General features: G+C 72.4%; 13 protein-coding genes and 1 pseudogene. 8 read left to right on the top strand and 6 right to left on the bottom strand.

Annotated features, from left to right (window positions below; genetic code table 11):
• Window positions 1-20: 20 nt before the first annotated feature.
• Both AB0K82_RS07205 and AB0K82_RS07210 read right to left on the bottom strand, forming a co-directional pair.
• Window positions 21-3,146, bottom strand: a complete 3,126-nt coding sequence (locus AB0K82_RS07205; RefSeq protein ID WP_364393816.1) for an amino acid adenylation domain-containing protein — start codon at window positions 3,144-3,146, stop codon at window positions 21-23.
• A gap of 673 nt (window positions 3,147-3,819) precedes the next feature.
• Entirely contained in the window at window positions 3,820-4,944 is a 1,125-nt protein-coding gene (locus AB0K82_RS07210) for an FAD-binding oxidoreductase (RefSeq protein WP_364393818.1), read from the bottom strand.
• A 187-nt stretch (window positions 4,945-5,131) separates the two neighbouring features.
• Between AB0K82_RS07210 and AB0K82_RS07215 the strand changes: the two genes are divergently transcribed.
• From AB0K82_RS07215 to AB0K82_RS07225, 3 genes and pseudogenes are all read left to right on the top strand, one after another.
• Window positions 5,132-5,692 carry a cytosine permease gene (locus AB0K82_RS07215; RefSeq protein ID WP_364393820.1) on the top strand — a complete coding sequence of 187 codons (561 nt, stop codon included), beginning with the start codon at window positions 5,132-5,134 and terminating at the stop codon, window positions 5,690-5,692.
• A gap of 507 nt (window positions 5,693-6,199) precedes the next feature.
• A pseudogene (locus AB0K82_RS07220) lies at window positions 6,200-6,547 on the top strand (ADP-ribosylation/crystallin J1); the annotation flags it as partial.
• 789 nt (window positions 6,548-7,336) lie between these two features.
• Window positions 7,337-7,978 (top strand): HEAT repeat domain-containing protein, encoded by a 642-nt coding sequence (locus AB0K82_RS07225; RefSeq protein WP_364394228.1) that lies wholly within the window; start codon window positions 7,337-7,339, stop codon window positions 7,976-7,978.
• Window positions 7,979-8,177: 199 nt separating this feature from the next.
• On the opposite strand, the gene AB0K82_RS07230 is transcribed toward AB0K82_RS07225, so the two are convergent.
• Window positions 8,178-8,876 (bottom strand): WHG domain-containing protein, encoded by a 699-nt coding sequence (locus AB0K82_RS07230; protein ID WP_364393823.1) that lies wholly within the window; start codon window positions 8,874-8,876, stop codon window positions 8,178-8,180.
• A 77-nt stretch (window positions 8,877-8,953) separates the two neighbouring features.
• Between AB0K82_RS07230 and AB0K82_RS07235 the strand changes: the two genes are divergently transcribed.
• The 3 genes from AB0K82_RS07235 to AB0K82_RS07245 all read left to right on the top strand — a co-directional run bounded on the left by AB0K82_RS07235 (window position 8,954) and on the right by AB0K82_RS07245 (window position 13,094).
• Window positions 8,954-10,399 (top strand): carotenoid oxygenase family protein, encoded by a 1,446-nt coding sequence (locus AB0K82_RS07235; RefSeq protein WP_364393825.1) that lies wholly within the window; start codon window positions 8,954-8,956, stop codon window positions 10,397-10,399.
• 100 nt (window positions 10,400-10,499) lie between these two features.
• Entirely contained in the window at window positions 10,500-11,021 is a 522-nt protein-coding gene (locus AB0K82_RS07240) for a PH domain-containing protein (protein WP_364393827.1), read from the top strand.
• A gap of 327 nt (window positions 11,022-11,348) precedes the next feature.
• Window positions 11,349-13,094: a carbohydrate binding domain-containing protein gene (locus tag AB0K82_RS07245; protein WP_364393830.1), complete on the top strand. Its 1,746-nt coding sequence runs from the start codon at window positions 11,349-11,351 to the stop codon at window positions 13,092-13,094.
• A 151-nt stretch (window positions 13,095-13,245) separates the two neighbouring features.
• Here AB0K82_RS07245 and AB0K82_RS07250 read toward each other — a convergent pair whose 3' ends face one another.
• A complete protein-coding gene (locus AB0K82_RS07250) occupies window positions 13,246-13,989 on the bottom strand; it encodes an MFS transporter (RefSeq protein ID WP_364393833.1) in 744 nt (247 codons plus the stop codon).
• Between the two features lie 187 nt (window positions 13,990-14,176).
• On the opposite strand from AB0K82_RS07250, the gene AB0K82_RS07255 reads away from it, so the two are divergent.
• Both AB0K82_RS07255 and AB0K82_RS07260 read left to right on the top strand, forming a co-directional pair.
• Complete coding sequence (locus AB0K82_RS07255) at window positions 14,177-14,611, top strand: hypothetical protein (protein ID WP_364393836.1); 435 nt, start codon at window positions 14,177-14,179, stop codon at window positions 14,609-14,611.
• Window positions 14,608-15,093, top strand: a complete 486-nt coding sequence (locus AB0K82_RS07260; protein ID WP_364393838.1) for a hydrogenase maturation protease — start codon at window positions 14,608-14,610, stop codon at window positions 15,091-15,093. Before AB0K82_RS07255 ends, AB0K82_RS07260 begins: the two co-directional genes overlap by 4 nt.
• A gap of 45 nt (window positions 15,094-15,138) precedes the next feature.
• Here the strand turns inward: AB0K82_RS07260 and AB0K82_RS07265 are convergent, their stop codons facing one another.
• On the bottom strand, window positions 15,139-15,456 hold the full coding sequence (locus AB0K82_RS07265; RefSeq protein ID WP_364393841.1) for a hypothetical protein: 318 nt from the start codon (window positions 15,454-15,456) through the stop codon (window positions 15,139-15,141).
• A 212-nt stretch (window positions 15,457-15,668) separates the two neighbouring features.
• Window positions 15,669-15,878 (bottom strand): hypothetical protein, encoded by a 210-nt coding sequence (locus tag AB0K82_RS07270; protein ID WP_364393844.1) that lies wholly within the window; start codon window positions 15,876-15,878, stop codon window positions 15,669-15,671.
• Window positions 15,879-15,935: the final 57 nt, after the last annotated feature.

Genomic DNA, 15,935 nt, shown 5'->3' on the forward strand with positions numbered 1-15,935 from the left:
TCGCCCTTCCCGTCTCGTCGTCAGCTGGCCGAAACCTGGCGTCGCGGCCCCAGCGCGTCATGGGGCTCCGGCGTCTCGCCCCGGATGAGGCGGTCCCGGTACGCGGCGATCGCGTCGTCGAGCCGCCCGTCGGCGAGCCGCCGGCGCTCCTCGAGCCGGCGGCACTCGTCCTTGCGGAACAGCCGGGGGTTGTCGGTGAGCACGGCCGCGAACGCCTCCTTCAGCGTCCGCTCGTCCGCGTCGGGCCGGCCGGGCAGGAGCGACGCGAGGGCGGTCAGCTCCCGGTCCCCGGTGGCGAGGGCGGCCTCCCGTACCCGGGCGAGGAAGTCGCCGCAGGGAACCGCGGGCAGCGGCGCCATCAGCGCGCCGAAGTCGACGCTCTCCGGATGGAAGACGTTGAACGTACGGCCCCAGGCGTCGCGGTCGCAGACCGCGGCCACCACCCGGGCGGCCACGTAGTCGACCGGCGTGTAGTCCGACCGGATCACGGCGTCGGGCCGCACGCCGAGGCGGGGGAACGCCGCGAGCAGCAGGTGGGTGAGCGCCGAGGTGTTCGGGTACGCGTTGTCCGCGCTCGGCATCACCTCGCCGAGCCGCAGCACGGTCACCAGCGCGCCCCGCGCCCGCGCCGCGGCCAGGTGCCGTTCGGCGACCAGCTTCGAGCGGGCGTACCCGCCGTCGGGCATCCTGGCGCGGGACGGTTCGAACCCCTCGGACAGCGGGTCGTCGTGCCCGAGCGCCTCGGTCTGGAGCGTCGCCAGCGTCGAGACGTGGTGCAGCGGAACCGGCCGGTGCGCCATCGCCAGCCGCAGCAGCTCGATGGTGCCGCGCACGTTCGCGTGACGGTGCGCACGGTAGTCGAACAGGAAGTTGACCATCGCACCGTTGTGCAGCACCAGGTCGCAGGTGCGGGCGAGATGCTCCCAGGTGCCGGGGTCCAGGCCCAGGCCGGGCCGGGCGAGGTCGCCGGCGTAGCCCTCGATCCGGTCGGCGAACCGCGACTCCCACAGGCCGCGTTCGGCGAGCGCGCCGACCACCCGTGCCGTGGCGCCGAAGTCGCCGCCGGCGCGGGTGAGGCAGCGCACCCGCAGGTCGGTACGGGCCAGCAGCTCGTGGACGAGGCGGCTGCCGACGAATCCGGTCGCCCCGGTCACCAGCACGGTCCGCAGCCTCCCGGCGGGGTCGGCGGCCCGGATCGGCTCACCGTCGGGCACCGCCGCGTCGCGGACCATGAGCACCGAGTCCGCCTCGATCACCGCTCCGCCACGTCGCCGGGCCTCGATCAGCCCGGTCAGCCCGTCGGCGGTCGGCCGCTCGTACAGGTCCTGGACCTCCACCTGGACCCCGCACTCGGCGGTGAGCATGCGGACGAGCGACAGCGCCTGGAGCGAGTCCCCGCCCGCCTCCATGAAGTCCGCGTCGGTCGTCAGGTCCGGCCGGCCGAGCACCGACCGGAGCGCCCGCAGCACCTGGTCGGCCGGCGTCGCGGCGGGCGGGCTCTCGGCCAGCCGTGCCGCGTCCTCCGCGAGCCGGGCGTCGAGGATGGTCTGGAGCCGTGCCCGGTCGGCCTTGCCGTTGTCGTTCAGCGGGATGTCCGGCAGCAGGAAGTAGTACCGGGGCACGCTGATCCGGGGCAGCGTGCGGCGCAGCCCGTCGCGGAGCGCGTCCACCGTCAGGTCCGTCCCGGACACGAACAGGGCCAGCGACCTCGTGCCCGCCTGCTCGGCGACGAGGACCTCCGCCTGCCACACGCCGGGGCACTTCTCCGCCGCCACCGCGATCTCGCCGAGCTCGATCCGGACGCCGCCGATCTTGACCTGGAAGTCCTTGCGCCCGGAGAAGTAGAGCAGACCCTCGTCGTCGAGGTGGCCGAGATCGCCGGTGCGGTAGAGCCGGTCGCCGGGGATCTCGGGAAAGGGATTGCGGACGAACGCCCGCGCGGTGACCGCCGGCGCGCCCAGGTAGCCGGCGCCCAGGCAGGCGCCGCCGATGACGATCTCGCCGACGGTGCCGGGCGGCACGGGGCGGAGGTCGTCGTCCACCACCACGGCGTAGCAGTTGTCGATCGGACGGCCCAGCGGCACGACGTCGCCGTCCGCGGGGGAGACGGTGTGGAAGACCATCCCGATGCTCGCCTCGGTCGGCCCGTAGCCGTTGGTCACCGTGAGTCCCGGCAACTGGGCCATCATCCGGTGGACGGCGTCGGGATTGAGCGGTTCGCTGCCCACGATCAGCCATCGCAGCGACGAGAGTCCGCGCAGCGACCGTTCGTCCCGGTCGACCTCGGCCGCCAGCGCGTTGAAGATGCTCGACACGAAGTCGGTGGCGGTCACGCCGTACTCCGCGATCGTGTCGATCGTCCGCCGCAGGTCCAGGAACTCCCCCTGGACCTGCAGCACGGCGTGCCCGCCCGTGATCAGCGGCAGGAACAGCTGCCAGAGTGAGGAGTCGAAGGTGTGCTTGCTGTTCTGCAACACCACGTCCGCGTCGGTCACGCCGAAGTAGCGCGCCATGGCGCGGAGCCGGTTGGTGAGCCCGGCGTGCCGGTTCATCGCGCACTTGGGCGTGCCCGTCGTGCCCGACGTGAAGAAGCCGTAGACCAGGTCGTCGGGCCCCGGCGTCACGGTGTCGAAACGCTCCGCCGGCGTGATCAGGTCGACGTCGACCACGACCGCGCGGCCGCGGTGCTCCTCCGGGACCGACTCCGCGTCGGCGCACGGCACGGGAGTTCCGGGCAGCACGCCGAACGTGCCGCGGATCCGCTCGCGCGGCCACGCCGGGTCCAGCGGCACGAACGCCGCGCCGAGCCTCATCAGCGCCAGATACGTGATCGGCAGCTCGAGGCTGCCCCCGAGCAGGACGGGCACCACGTCGCCCCGGCGCACTCCGCGCTCGGCCAACGTGGCCGCGAGGCCGCCCACCAGCTCCGCCAGCCGCCGGTAGGTGAGCGTGCGCCCGCCGCATGAGACGGCCGGGCGTTCGGGATGCCGGTCGGCCTGCTCCTCGATCAGTGCGGAGACCGGACGGAACCCGCCGTGGTCGACCGCTCGTCCGGTGAAGCGCCGCTTGGACGGGTCACGCTGGTCTGTGGAACTTATCGGTGACTTCGAATCACCGCATACGTCGTCGGCCGACTGTCCGGGCATCCACACCTCCCCATCGGGGGGTCACAAAAGGTGAGCGGGCCCTTTCTGGGGACCCGCCGGAGATATGGCTGCGAAGCTGGCGGTAAATTAAGCTGCCCGCCGCCGATTTCGCAAGGCCCTCTTTCGGGTACCTTCCCGGACCTCGTGCCGGAACGGATGGTGGCCGTTTCGTCGCCGTACGGAGTCGCCCGAGAGGCCCCCGGCCGGCGGGACCCCGTGCGGCAGCGTCATCGACCGACTGAGTTGACTGAGCGCGGACCGGTGCCGACGCGCCCCTGTGACCATCGGATTCGCCGCTCTCCCCGGAGTCGGGGCCGCCGTCATATGCGGCGATCCCGAGCGCCCGCGGCGCGAGCCGCGGGCGCGCCGGCCGCGACGGGACTCTCATTCGAACGCCGGTCGGCCGGGACCGGAACGTACATTATCGACAACCTTCGGTGACCTAGACCTGGCCGCTCCTGGTTTCGGTCCGGTGGGATCTCGGCGCGAATTTGTTTCGGTCAGATGATCTTGTGAAATGGCGAACGAGAACCGATGGTCCGATCATATCCGATGCTTTTCGGGTAGAGTATCGCGCATTTACCGATGTCCTTTCTCGCGGAAAGAGGACTGTCGGATCATGTTTCTGACTCTGTAATATGACTCGCCATCGGCGACCCGCCGTGGCCGGTGGTCACCGGACCGGGCGGGCCTCCTGGAACCGGGCGGGCGACAGCGCCGCCGGATCCACGCCGGCGTCGGCGGGCGGCTTGCGGGTCGCGGCGGCCGCGGCGATCCGGCCGACCGCGGGCGACGTCTGCACTCCGTATCCGCTGAGGCCGGCGAGCCAGACGAAGCCCGGAGCCTCCGCCGCCTCGCCGACCACCGGGGTGTCGTCCGGCGCCGCGGTCCGCAGCCCGGCCCACGCGTGCCGGACGCCACGGATCCGCAACGTCGTGGCCTCCTGGACCCGCTCGACCGCGCGCGCGACGTCGAGGTCGTCCGGGCGCGCGTCGCACGGCGGCACGGGCGTCGCGTCGGACGGGGACACGAGCAGCCGTCCCGACTCCGGCTTGAGGTAGAAGGTGTCGGCCACGTCGGTCACCATCGGCCACCGGGCGGCGTCGATCCCGTCGGGCGGGTCGGCCAGGAACGCCGTACGGCGCAGCGGTGTGAGGCCCAGCGGGCGGACGCCGGCGAGCGCGGCGACCTCGTCCGCCCACGCTCCGGCCGCGTCGACCACGACGGGCGCGGTGAACACCCCCGCGTCGGTCTCCGCCCGCCAGTGCCCGCCGTCACGGGACAGCTCCCGTACCCGCGCGCCCGTGACCACCGTGCCGCCGCGCGCCCGGACGCCGCGCAGGAACCCCTGGTGGAGCAGGTCGACATCGATGTCCATCGCGCCCGGCTTGACCATCGCGCGGGTGTACCGTCCGGTCCGGACGATCGGGCAGTGCCGAGTGACCTCGGCGACGTCGATCTCCCGGACCGGGACGGGAGCGGACAGGCCGTCGGCGAGCATCGCGGCGAAGTCGTCCTCCGCGCCCGCCGGGCACAGCGTCAGCACGCCGCGCGGAGAGAGCAGCGGTCCGTCGGCGAAGCCCGGCGGCGGTGCCGTGAGGAACGCACGGCTCGCCGCGGTGAGCGCGCGCACGGTGGGGTTGCCGTAGTACTCGGAGAACAGCGCGGCGGACCGCCCGGTCGAGTGGTACCCCGGAGCGGACTCCATCTCCAGGAGGGTCACGTCGCCGAACGCGGACAGGAAGTAACCTGCGGCGGCACCGGCCACGCCGGCGCCCACAACGAGGAAATCGCCCATCCTCGCAAACGATCACACCGTGCCGGAACGCGCAATCGTCGTCCGGCTCCGCGCGGTGGGTGGCGACCGCGACCGTCTTCGGCCGTCTCGGCTGGGGCGGCGGCACCACCACCAAGGTCGTCGCGCTCATCGTCGTCGCGGTGCTGATCGTCGGTGGCGGCGCCATCGGCTTCGATTGATCATGCGCATGCGGGCGGTCATCACCGTCCTCACCGGCGTGCTGACGGTCGTCTACATCCTCCTGGTCGCGCACCGGATCGAGTGGCACACCGTCAGCGGCACCCACGCCGGCTCCACCCAGGAGGTCATCGGCGCTCTGGTCTTCATGATGACCGGTTTCGGCCTCGGGTGGGTGAACGCCGCAGCCGACTACTCCCGCTACCTGCCCAGGAGCACCTCCGGGCGCGGCGTCGTCGGCTGGACGACGTTCGGGGCGTCCCTGGCGCCGGCCGTGCTGCTCGTCTTCGGCCTGCTCCTCGCCGGATCGTCGGCCGGCCTCGGCAAGGCGATCGCCGACGACCCGATCGGCGCGCTCACGAGGATCCTGCCCACCTGGTTCCTCATCCCGTTCGCCGCGGTGGCGGTGCTCGGCCTCGTCGGCGGCGCCGTGCTCGACATCTACTCGTCCGGGCAGGCGCTGCCGGCGGCCGGCCTGCGGGTGCCGCGGTACGCCGCCGGGACTACGACGAGGCCGACCTCTACCGGCCGGCGGGCCGGTACGGCGACGTTCCGCCGCTGCCCCCGGTGATCCTGCCCGCCGCCACCGCCGTCGGCTGGGGGCTGGTGACGAACACGGCCGCGAGTTGGCTCAAATGGCAGGGGTACCTGCTCGAGCCGCTCGGCCCCGGCGGCAGGTCCGGCTCCTGGGCCTTCGCCAACCTGGGCGTGCTGGCCGGGCTGGTCATCGGTTTCGCGGCGACGCGGGCGCTCACCCGGCGACCGTACGCGCCCAGGAGACCCGCCCCTCCGTCGCGCCGGAAGCGCCCGAGGCCGAGACCGCCCAGGCCTGACCTCGTGTTCTGCGCCAATAACCGTCGAAGCCACCCAGTGCGGGTTCGTCAGCCGCTGTGGCGTTGGGGGGCGTACCGATCGCTCGGAGAAGCGCTCCCTACGGCTGCGGTACTTGGGCTCCGGTCCGTTTCCCGCAGGCCGTTGCCGAGCATTCCGGCACTCGCCGGAAGGCTCCGATATTCGGTGGTGAACGCTCCGGGGGCGACGCGACACTGGGTCGTCGGTGACAGAGGAGCGATGAGTCATGACCGGTCGGCGGGCCACCGTGACCTTGTGGCGGCCGGTCGGGCCCGCCGAGCTGGCGCTGCTGCGCGCGTCTGGGTGGCGGGCGTGGCCGCCTCGGCTGCCCGACCAGCCGATCTTCTATCCGGTGCTGAACGAGGCATACGCGGTCAAGATCGCCCGGGACTGGAACGTCCCGGCGTCGGGCGCCGGGTTCGTGACGCGCTTCGAGGTCGACGCCGGCTTCGCGCGCCGCTACCCGGTCCGGCAGGCCGGCGGCCGGACCGTCCTGGAGCTGTGGGTGCCGGCGGAGGAACTCGAGGAGTTCAACGCCCACCTGACCGGTCCCATCCAGGTGGTCCGCGAGTACCACGCCCCCGGTTACGGACGGCTGGCGGCTCGCGTGGCCGACGCCGCCGCCGGCCGCGAGCCCGCGGACGAGGTCACGGCGATGCTGTCGATCGCGAGCGCGACGACCTGGATCGGGCTCGACCGGGCGTTCCGTACCCTCGCGATGAGATACGGCGTCCGTACGGCGAGGGCCTCGCTGCCGAGGAACGCGCGTCTGTCGTCGCTGGTCGAGGCGTGCTCCGAGAACGGGCACCAGAGGGAGGCCGCGGTCGGGAGCGCGGCGTGGAACGGGCTGCCGCTTCCCCTCCTCGTGCTGCGCACCGCCGACTGGGTGCCGCAGGTTCGCGAGCGGGCGCGCCGTTCCCTGGCGGCGGCGTTGCGCGCTGCGGACACCGCAGCGCTCCTGGCGGCGGCCGGCGTCGCGGTCGCGATGGGATCGTGGGCGCGGGGTGCCTACGCCCTGGAGGCCGTGGCGGAGGCCCTGCGGTCGGCTCCGGAGGACGCGCTGGCGTCGGCTCGGGCCCACCACGACCGCGGGCTGCGACGCTGGGCGTATCGGCTGTGGCTGGAGGCGGGCCGGGCCCGGTCCGAGGAGGTCATGCGCGCCGCACTGGGGGAGCGGGACGTGGTGTGCCGCGCCCTGTGTGCGGAGCGGGTCGTCGCCGAAGCCGTACGAGACGAGCGTCCCGATGTGCTGGAGCGGCTGCTCGGGGAGGGCGGCGCGAACGTCCGGGTCGAGGCGCTCACCGGCCTGGTGCGGCTCGGCCGTCCTGAGGCCGGTGCCGCCCACCTCGCGGACCGATCCGCGATGACGCGCGCCACCGCACAGTGGGCGGTCCGCCGTGAGGGGCGTGACCCCGCCGCGCTCTACCGCGACGCCCTGACCGCGGATCCGGCGGCGGGCCGGATTCGGACGCTGGTCGCCGGGCTCGGTGAATGCGGTACCCGGCAGGACGTCGATCCGCTGCTGCCGTTCCTGGAGCACCCGAGTCCTCGGGTGCGGGCCGAGGCGGTCCGCGCCGTTCGACGCCTGGGGGCGTCCCTCGCCCGGATCGCCCCGATGCTGGCCGACCCCGCTCCCGTGGTCGTCCGGGCGGTGGGCAGGGCGTTGCGAACCGAGCCCGACGTGGTGCCGGCCGCGCGGTTGTGGGACTGGCTGGGCGCCGACTCGCCGCCTCATGTCCGGCTGGCGGCCTACCAAGGTCTGCGGGCCGGGGACGTTTGGACCCGCCTGCACGTCGACCTGCATCTGATGGCCGACCGCGACGCCGAGTTGGGCGATCGGGCACGCGCCGACCTGATCGCCTGGTCACGGGGTGACGCCGCGACCGCCTACCGAGGGCCGACGCCGGAGGCGCGGGACCGGCTGGACGCTCTGGTGGACGCCGCCGAGCCCGTCATCGGCACCGAGGAGGCCCGCCGGCTGCGCTGGTTCCTGGACGGCCACTGATGCGGGGCCGCTGTCGTGGCGTACGGAATGCTCGGCGATCGCGGTGCGGGAAGGGGGCGAAGCTCACAGACCGGCCCCGCAGACGTACCTTCTCCGAGCATTCGGCATGACCGCGCACGCCCCGGCCTGGGCGCGCCCGGCGAACGGGTCCGGCGAGGCGCTCTCGCCTCGCCGGACGGCTCGCCCGGAGGTGCGGAGGTCAGGTCTCGGTGGCTGTCTCCGGGCTCGGTCGGGCGGCGGCGATGAGGCGGACGCAACGGGCCGTGTGCTCGGGGGCCGCGCCGATCCCGACGACCAGCTTCGTCCCGAGAGGCACCAGGTACCGCTCGACGGGATCGCCGTCGCCGTCGAAGAATCCGGCGATCTCCAGCAGCACGTAGCCGTGGATCGCGCTCCAGAACTGGGCCGCCGCCGAGTGCGGCTCCTCCTCACGGGTGCCGGCCGCCTCCATGACGCGTGTCACGGCGGTGACCAGCCGGGCGAACGCGGCCTGCCCCTCGGGTAGGTCGTTGCCGACGCTGGACACGGTCAGGTCCTTGCCGCCCTGGCGGCCGCCCGGTGGGATCACCCCGAACATCAGCCGGTAGAGCTGGGGGTTGTCCAGCGCGTGGTCGCGGTACGCCAAACCCAGCGCGAGCAGATCGACGACCGGGTCGTCGCCTGCCGGGATCTCCTCCATGCGCCGGCCCAACCGGATGAAGCCCTCCCGCACGATCTCCGTGATCAGCCCGCCCATTCCGCCGAAGTGCGTGTAGACCGCCATCGTCGACATGCCGACCTCGGTGGCCAGGCGGCGGGTCTGGAGGGCTTCGGGGCCGTCGGCGGCGAGGATCCGGATCGCCGCCTCCAGCAGGCGACCGCGCGGATGCGCCTCGGCGGTGGGTTCTCGCGGACTCACTCTTGTCATCCTGCCATAACAGTGTTATGCCCTAAATAACGTTGTTATGTACGCGGCGACGAGGAGAGACGCGGATCATGGGCAACCCATTCCTCGAGGGCGGCTTCGCGCCCGTCGGGCAGGAGTTAACGGTCACCGACCTGCCCGTGACCGGGACGATTCCCGAGCATCTGGACGGCAGGTACCTGCGCAACGGGCCTAACCCCGTGGCGGAGGTCGACCCCGACACGTACAACTGGTTCACCGGCGACGGGATGGTGCACGGCGTCCGCCTCCGCGACGGGCGGGCGGAGTGGTACCGCAACCGCTGGGTTCGTACGCCCCGGATCGCCGCCGCCCTCGGCGATGCCTTCCGGCCGGGCAGGAGCAGCGCGCCGCTGCACGGCACGGGCGCCAACACGAACGTGATCGGTCACGCCGGCCGTACGCTCGCGCTCGTCGAGGCGGGTTTGGCCGTCCAGGAGCTCACCGACGAACTCGACACCGTCGGGTTCTGCGACTTCGACGGCACGCTGCCCGGCGGCTACACCGCCCATCCGAAGCGAGACCCCGAGTCCGGCGAGCTGCACGCGGTGTCGTACTTCTTCGGCCGCGGCAACGAGGTGCGGTACTCGGTGATCGACGGCGCCGGACACGCACGCCGTACGGTGGACGTCCGCGTCACCGGCAGCCCGATGATGCACGACTTCTCGCTCACCGAGTCCCATGTCGTGTTCTACGACCTGCCCGTGACCTTCGACGCGCGGCAGGCCGCGGAGGTCGCGGTACCGCGGTTCCTGCGTGCCCCCGCCCGGCTGGTGATGTCCGCGCTCGTCGGGCGGGTGCGGATCCCCGACCCGATCATCGCGGCGGCGGCACGGCGGGGCGGCTCGAGCGACCGGCTGCCCTACCGCTGGAACCCGAGATATCCGGCGCGGATCGGCGTCATGCCACGCTCCGGTGGTGCCACCGACGTCCGGTGGTTCGAGGTGGAGCCGTGCTACGTCTTCCATCCGCTGAACGCCTACGACGACGGCGACACGATCGTGCTCGAGGTCGTTCGCCACACCAAGGTCTTCGACCGGGACCTGCGGGGACCCGACGAAGGCGCGCCCACCCTGGCCCGCTGGACGGTCGACCTGGGCGGCGGCAAGGTCCGGGAGGAGCAGGTGGACGATCAGGCGCAGGAACTTCCCCGGGTCGACGAACGGCTCGTCGGCCGGCGGCACCGGTACGGCTACGCGCTGGCGCTGAACCACGGCAGCACGGTGTCCGACACGATTCTCAAGCACGACGTGGTGCGGGGCACGACCACGCGGCGTTCCTTCGGCGCGGGCCGGCAGGCCGGTGAGTTCGTCTTCGAGCCGAACTCACCCGACGCCGCCGAGGACGACGGGGTGCTGATGGGGTTCGTCTACGATCCGGCCACCGACCGTACGGACCTCATGCTGCTCGACGCGGGCAGCCTGGAGACCGTCGCCGCCGTCCACCTCCCCGCACGCGTGCCCGCAGGCTTCCACGGGAACTGGGTACCGGCCCGGTGACCCGCGCCGGGCGGTCCGGCACCCGCCCGCGCGCCAGCTCCGGATGACCTGAGTGTGACATGGGCGACATCCCGGGTCCCTGACGCGTAGAGTCCCGCTCGTGCAACTCCCCAGTTTCCTGACGGTGCGCAACGTGGACCCGCACCATCTGCAGCGGTACCTGCTGCCCCAAGAGGAGGACGCGGTCGTCATCCGGCGCCACCCTGCCATGCTGCTGCGGAACATCGCGGAGGCGGTCGCCGGATTGATCCTCGCCGGGCTGCTGAGCGGCCTCGTCTCGCAGAGCACCGTGCTCACGGTGATCTGGTGCGTGTGGTTCGCGATCCTCGGCCGGCTGGCCTTCAAGGTGTACGAGTGGTCCGACGAGTTCTTCGCGGTGACCGGCGTCCGGGTGATGCTCGTGCACGGGCTGGTCACCCGCAGGGTCGACATGATGCCGCTGTCCAAGATCACCGACCTCACGGTCGACCGGTCGGTCTTCGGCCGGATGCTGGGATACGGCACCGTCGTCCTGGAGTCCGCGGGCCAGGACCAGGCGCTGTCGAAGGTCCGGTACGTTCCCGAGCCCGAGGGGATCTACCTGCAGATCTCCGCCGTGGCCTTCGGGCACGGGGACGACTGAGCGGCCGCGTCACGCGATTAAGCCCTGGGATCCACGAAGCGATCACGTGTCCGAAAACCGGCTCGGGGCAACGCGCGCCGCCGCTGGTCTAGGCCGGTTACTGCGGCGATCCGGACGGTCGGGGCGGGCGCCGGGCGCTGCGTGCCCGGTGGCGGAGAGACGGTCGATGACCCAATTGTTAAGAATATTGACAGATAACTGGGCCGGTCAGACCATGGTGCGCACGCGGATCCGTGCCGTACCCCCGTCACCCGACGCATCCCATGTCCGTCCGCTCCGCCTGTCCCAGGGCCGGAGCGGCGGCTCCTCCCGCCATCTGGAGCCCTCATGCGACCATGCACGCCCCCGCGCGCGGTCCTCACGGCCCTCGCCATGATCCTCGCCGCGTTCGGCCTCGTCGCCGCCGGACCGACCCCGGCCCACGCCGCCACCCTCCCCGCCCACGTGTTCGCGCCCTACTTCGAGGCCTGGACCGGTGACGACCCCGCGACCCTGGCCCAGCAGTCGGGGAACAAGTACCTGACCATGGCATTCATCCAGGCCGCCACCAAGGGCTCGTGCACGGCGTACTGGAACGGCGACACGAGCATGCCGATCGCCGCGTCGACGTTCGGCTCCTCGATCTCCTCGATCCAGTCCGGCGGCGGCGACGTCATCCCCTCGTTCGGCGGCTACACCGCCGACGACACCGGCACCGAGATCGCCGACAGCTGCACGAGCGTCGACCAGATCGCGGCGGTGTACGAGAAGGTGGTCACCACCTACAACGTCACCCGCATCGACCTGGACATCGAGGACAACTCCCTGACCAACAGCGCCGGGATCGACCGGCGGAACAAGGCGATCAAACAGGTCGAGGACTGGGCCGCGAGCACCGGGCGCACCGTGCAGTTCTCCTACACGCTGCCCACCACCACGAGCGGCCTGGCCGACAGCGGCCTGGCCGTGCTCCGCAACGCCGTCTCCAACGGCGCCCGCGTCGACGTGGTCAACATCATGACGTTCGACTACTACGACGGCGCGACCCACGAGATGGCCAATGACACCAAGAGCGCGGCCACCGGCCTGCACGGCCAGCTCGCCGGCCTGTACTCGGGCAAGAGCTCGGCCCAGCTGTGGAACATGATCGGCGTCACCGAGATGATCGGCATCGACGACTACGGACCCGCGGAGACGTTCACCACGGGCGACGCCGCCACGGTGGAGAGCTGGGCGCAGAGCACGGGCATCAACACGCTGTCGTTCTGGGCGCTCCAGCGCGACAACGGCGGCTGCCCGGGCACGCAGGGGTCGGACAGCTGCTCCGGCGTCTCCCAGAGCACCTGGTTCTTCAGCCACGCGTTCGAACCGTTCAGCGGGGGCGGCGGGGGCACGCCCGCCAACGACTTCTCCCTGTCGCTGTCGCCCGCGTCGGCCGCCGTCAACCCGGGCGCTTCGACGTCGGCGACGGTGAAGACGGCCGTGACCTCCGGCTCCGCCGAGACCGTCGCGCTGAGCGTCACCGGCGCGCCCTCGGGGGTGACCGCGGCACTCAGCCCGACCTCGGTGACCGCCGGCGGGTCCGCGACCCTGAACATCAGCACCACCTCCGCCGCCGCGCCCGGCAGTTACACCCTCACCGTCGGCGGGACCGCCGCGTCGGCGAGCCACAGCACCTCCTTCACGCTCACCGTCAACGGGTCGGGCGGTGGGACCGGCCTGGTCAACCCCGGCTTCGAGACCGGCTCCCTCACCCCGTGGAGCTGCCGGTCCGGCGGCGCGGTGGTCGCCTCGCCGGCGCACTCCGGTGGGCACGCCCTCCAGGTGACGCCCACCTCCGACCAGACCGGGCAGTGCGAGCAGGCGGTGACGCTCCAGCCGAACCACTCCTACACCCTGACGGCCTGGGTACAGGGCTCCTACGCCTACGTCGGGGTCTCCGGCGACGCCACCGCGAGCACCTGGACGTCGTCCGGCGGCTGGACCAAGCTGACCGTCCCGTTCACCACCGGATCGACCGGGAACGTGACGGTCTACGTCCACGGCTGGTACGCCCAGGGCAACGTCTACGCGGACGACTTCGCTCTGTCCTGACGGCCCCTGCCCGGCGTTCCGGCTCCACCGGCTCCGGCCCCATCGGGCGATCCCCGATGGGGCCGGACGCGCTCCGGGCTCGGTTCCTCGCCCGGATGAGACCGCCGCGGATCGGGAGACCTGTCAGACGCCGACGGCCTCGCGTTCGGGTTCAGGCGCGGGCACGGGCGTGCGGAGGGTGGCGAGGCCGAGCAGCGCACCGGGCGAGTGCGACGACGGCGGCGCCGATGAAGGCCGCCCGGAAGCCGTGGGTGAGGGCCCGCGGGTCGTCGAGGGCGCCCGCGCCCTGGGAGGTGGCGATGGCGGTCATGGCGGCCAGGCCGACGGCCGAGCCGATCTGGTAGGTGGTGTTGACGATGCCGGAGGCCAGGCCGCCCTGCTCCGGTGCCACGCCGCCGATGGCCGCCATGGTGGCCGGGATGAACACCAGCGCCATGCCGACGGCGGAGATCAGCGAATCGGGCAGCACGTCGGTGACGAAGCCGCCGTGCGGGTGGACGGTGAACAGGACTCCCAGACCGGCGGCGAGGACGACCAGCCCGGTGACGATGAGCGGTCTGGGGCCGAACCGGGCGATGAGGCGGCCGGTGACGCCGACCATCAGCAGCATCATCAGCGCGGTCATCGGCACCAGCGCCGCGCCGCCCGCGAACGAGCCGTACCCGAGGACCTGCTGCAGGTACAGGTTGAGGAAGTACCACATCGGGATCCAGGCCGCCCCCAGCAGCGCCATCGCGACGTTCGCCGCCGCCAGGTTCGGCGTCCGCCAGATCGACAGCGGCATCAGCGGAGCGCGGACGGCCCGCTGGGTCAGCACGAACACGGCCAGGAGCAGTACCGCCCCCGCGAGTTCGCCGAGCGTGGCGGCCGCCGTCCATCCGTGCTCGGGCGCCAACCTAGGGGGTACGCGAGATGGATGGCAGGACCGAGGGCTCCGGCCGGCGGGGACTTTGGGCCCTCCCCGCAGGGGGCCCACGCGGCGAGGCTGAAGGGAAGGCGTGCGTCCGAGGAGGTGTGTCGGCTCGGCGCGGTCAGCCGTGCGGCGGCCGGGAGCGGGTCCGGCCGAATGGCGGAGATGTCGGATGACCAACAGGCATGAGCGGATACTGAACATCGGCGCCCTGGCGCGGGTGGAGGGCGAGGACGCGCTGGCCACGGCCCGCTGGGTGGCCGGCTTCGACTTCCCCGCCCTGACGTTCGACCACGAGCTCCTGGCCCTGGCCGGTGGGGAGTGCGCGCTCGAGCGTGGCACGCCACGGACCACCACGGGCGCCGCGTTCGAGGCCGCCGCCGACGCCGGGCTCGGGACGCGGTGCCGGAACCCGTTCCCGAGCATCGTCGTACGCGCCGTCGAGGTCGTCCACGCGATCGAGGAGGACCTGCGCCGTCTGGTGCGGGATCGCCTGGACCTCGACGACGAGGCGCTCACCTCGGCGTGCGAACGGACGATCCGCAGCTACGACCCGTGCGTCTCCCGCACGGCGCACTTCGTCGACCTGAAGGTCGTCCGATCATGATCGTCATCGGGGTGGGCAGCGAACTGCGGCGGGACGACGGAGCCGGCCTGGCGGTGGTCGATGAGCTGCGCGGTCGATGCCCGCCGGGCGTCCGGCTCGTGACCTGCGACGGTGAGCCCACCCGCGTCATGGACCTGTGGGCCGATGAGGACCTCGCCGTGGTGGTCGACGCGGTCTCGCCCGCCTGCGGCCCGGGACATGTGCACGAGGCCACCGACCTTCCCACCGCGTCGCGCGCCGACACGAGCTGCCACGGCATGAGCCTCGGTCTGGCCGCCGAGCTGGGCCGGGTCCTGAACCGGATGCCCCATGGCCTGCGCGTCTACGGCATCGAGGGCGTGGACTTCGGCTTCGGCGCCGGCCTGAGCCCCCCGGTGCGGCGTGCCGTCACGGAGGTCGCCGACCGGATCGCCGACCTCGTCCGGCAGACGGCGCGGCACCGCGAGCGGCCCCGGCCCGACCAGGACGGCTCCACCGGCTGAGCGGACCGGACGCTCCGGCCGGGCCGGCGTCCTGTGGACCTGCGGCTAGCGCACGACGGCGCGCTGGTGGATCCGGCAGTGACGGTGCTTCTTGCAGATGGCGTTGTTCCTGCTGATGGTGGTCTGGTTGTTCTGGTCGGCCGTGGTCTGCACGCCATGGACGTGGGAGGGGCTTCGGATCGTGAACGAGAAGATGTTGTGCCGGCCGTTTCCGAAGTTGTTGTGATCGCCCGCCGGCACCGTTCCCGGCGCCGTCCAGGGCATCGGCGCCGCCGCCGCGCCGGTCTCCATCGGCCCCGCGACCGCCGCGAAGGCCGCGAGGCCCACAAGGGCGCCGAGCCGGCCGGGGACGGTTCGTCTCATGAGGCTCTCCTTTCGCAGACGGATCATTGCGGCACCTCGCCGGACACGATGCGGTGAACGCCTCACGTCTACGACATCCGGTGCATCGGCCTGCATACCCGGTGAACGACCGTGGGTCGCGCTCGCGAACAGATGATGGGCCGGGCTTTGCCGCCCTCTCCGACAGCGTGGTCGGTCCTGGGCGGTTCATGGCAATGGGATGGACCCGCCGCCTATCCGGACGCCGGCCGGTCGACGCGCCGGATGCGGCGGCCGGTGATGCGGCTCGGGACGACGCGGAGGAACAGCTCCCGCTCTCCACCGGGCCACGGTTCGACGCCCGCCCGGCTCAGCGACGCGCGCTCGGCTCCGTGGATCGCCGTGTCGAGGTTCTCCTTCGTCCGCTGCGCGTGGACCTTGGGCGCACCGGCCGTGACCGTCACCGGGTGGACCTCCGGCGCCGTGGGGACGCTCCCGCGCCCGCTCTCGGCGACGCCGAG

It is taken from the genome of Actinoallomurus sp. NPDC052274 (genome assembly GCF_040679475.1).
Classification (GTDB): domain Bacteria; phylum Actinomycetota; class Actinomycetes; order Streptosporangiales; family Streptosporangiaceae; genus Actinoallomurus; species Actinoallomurus liliacearum.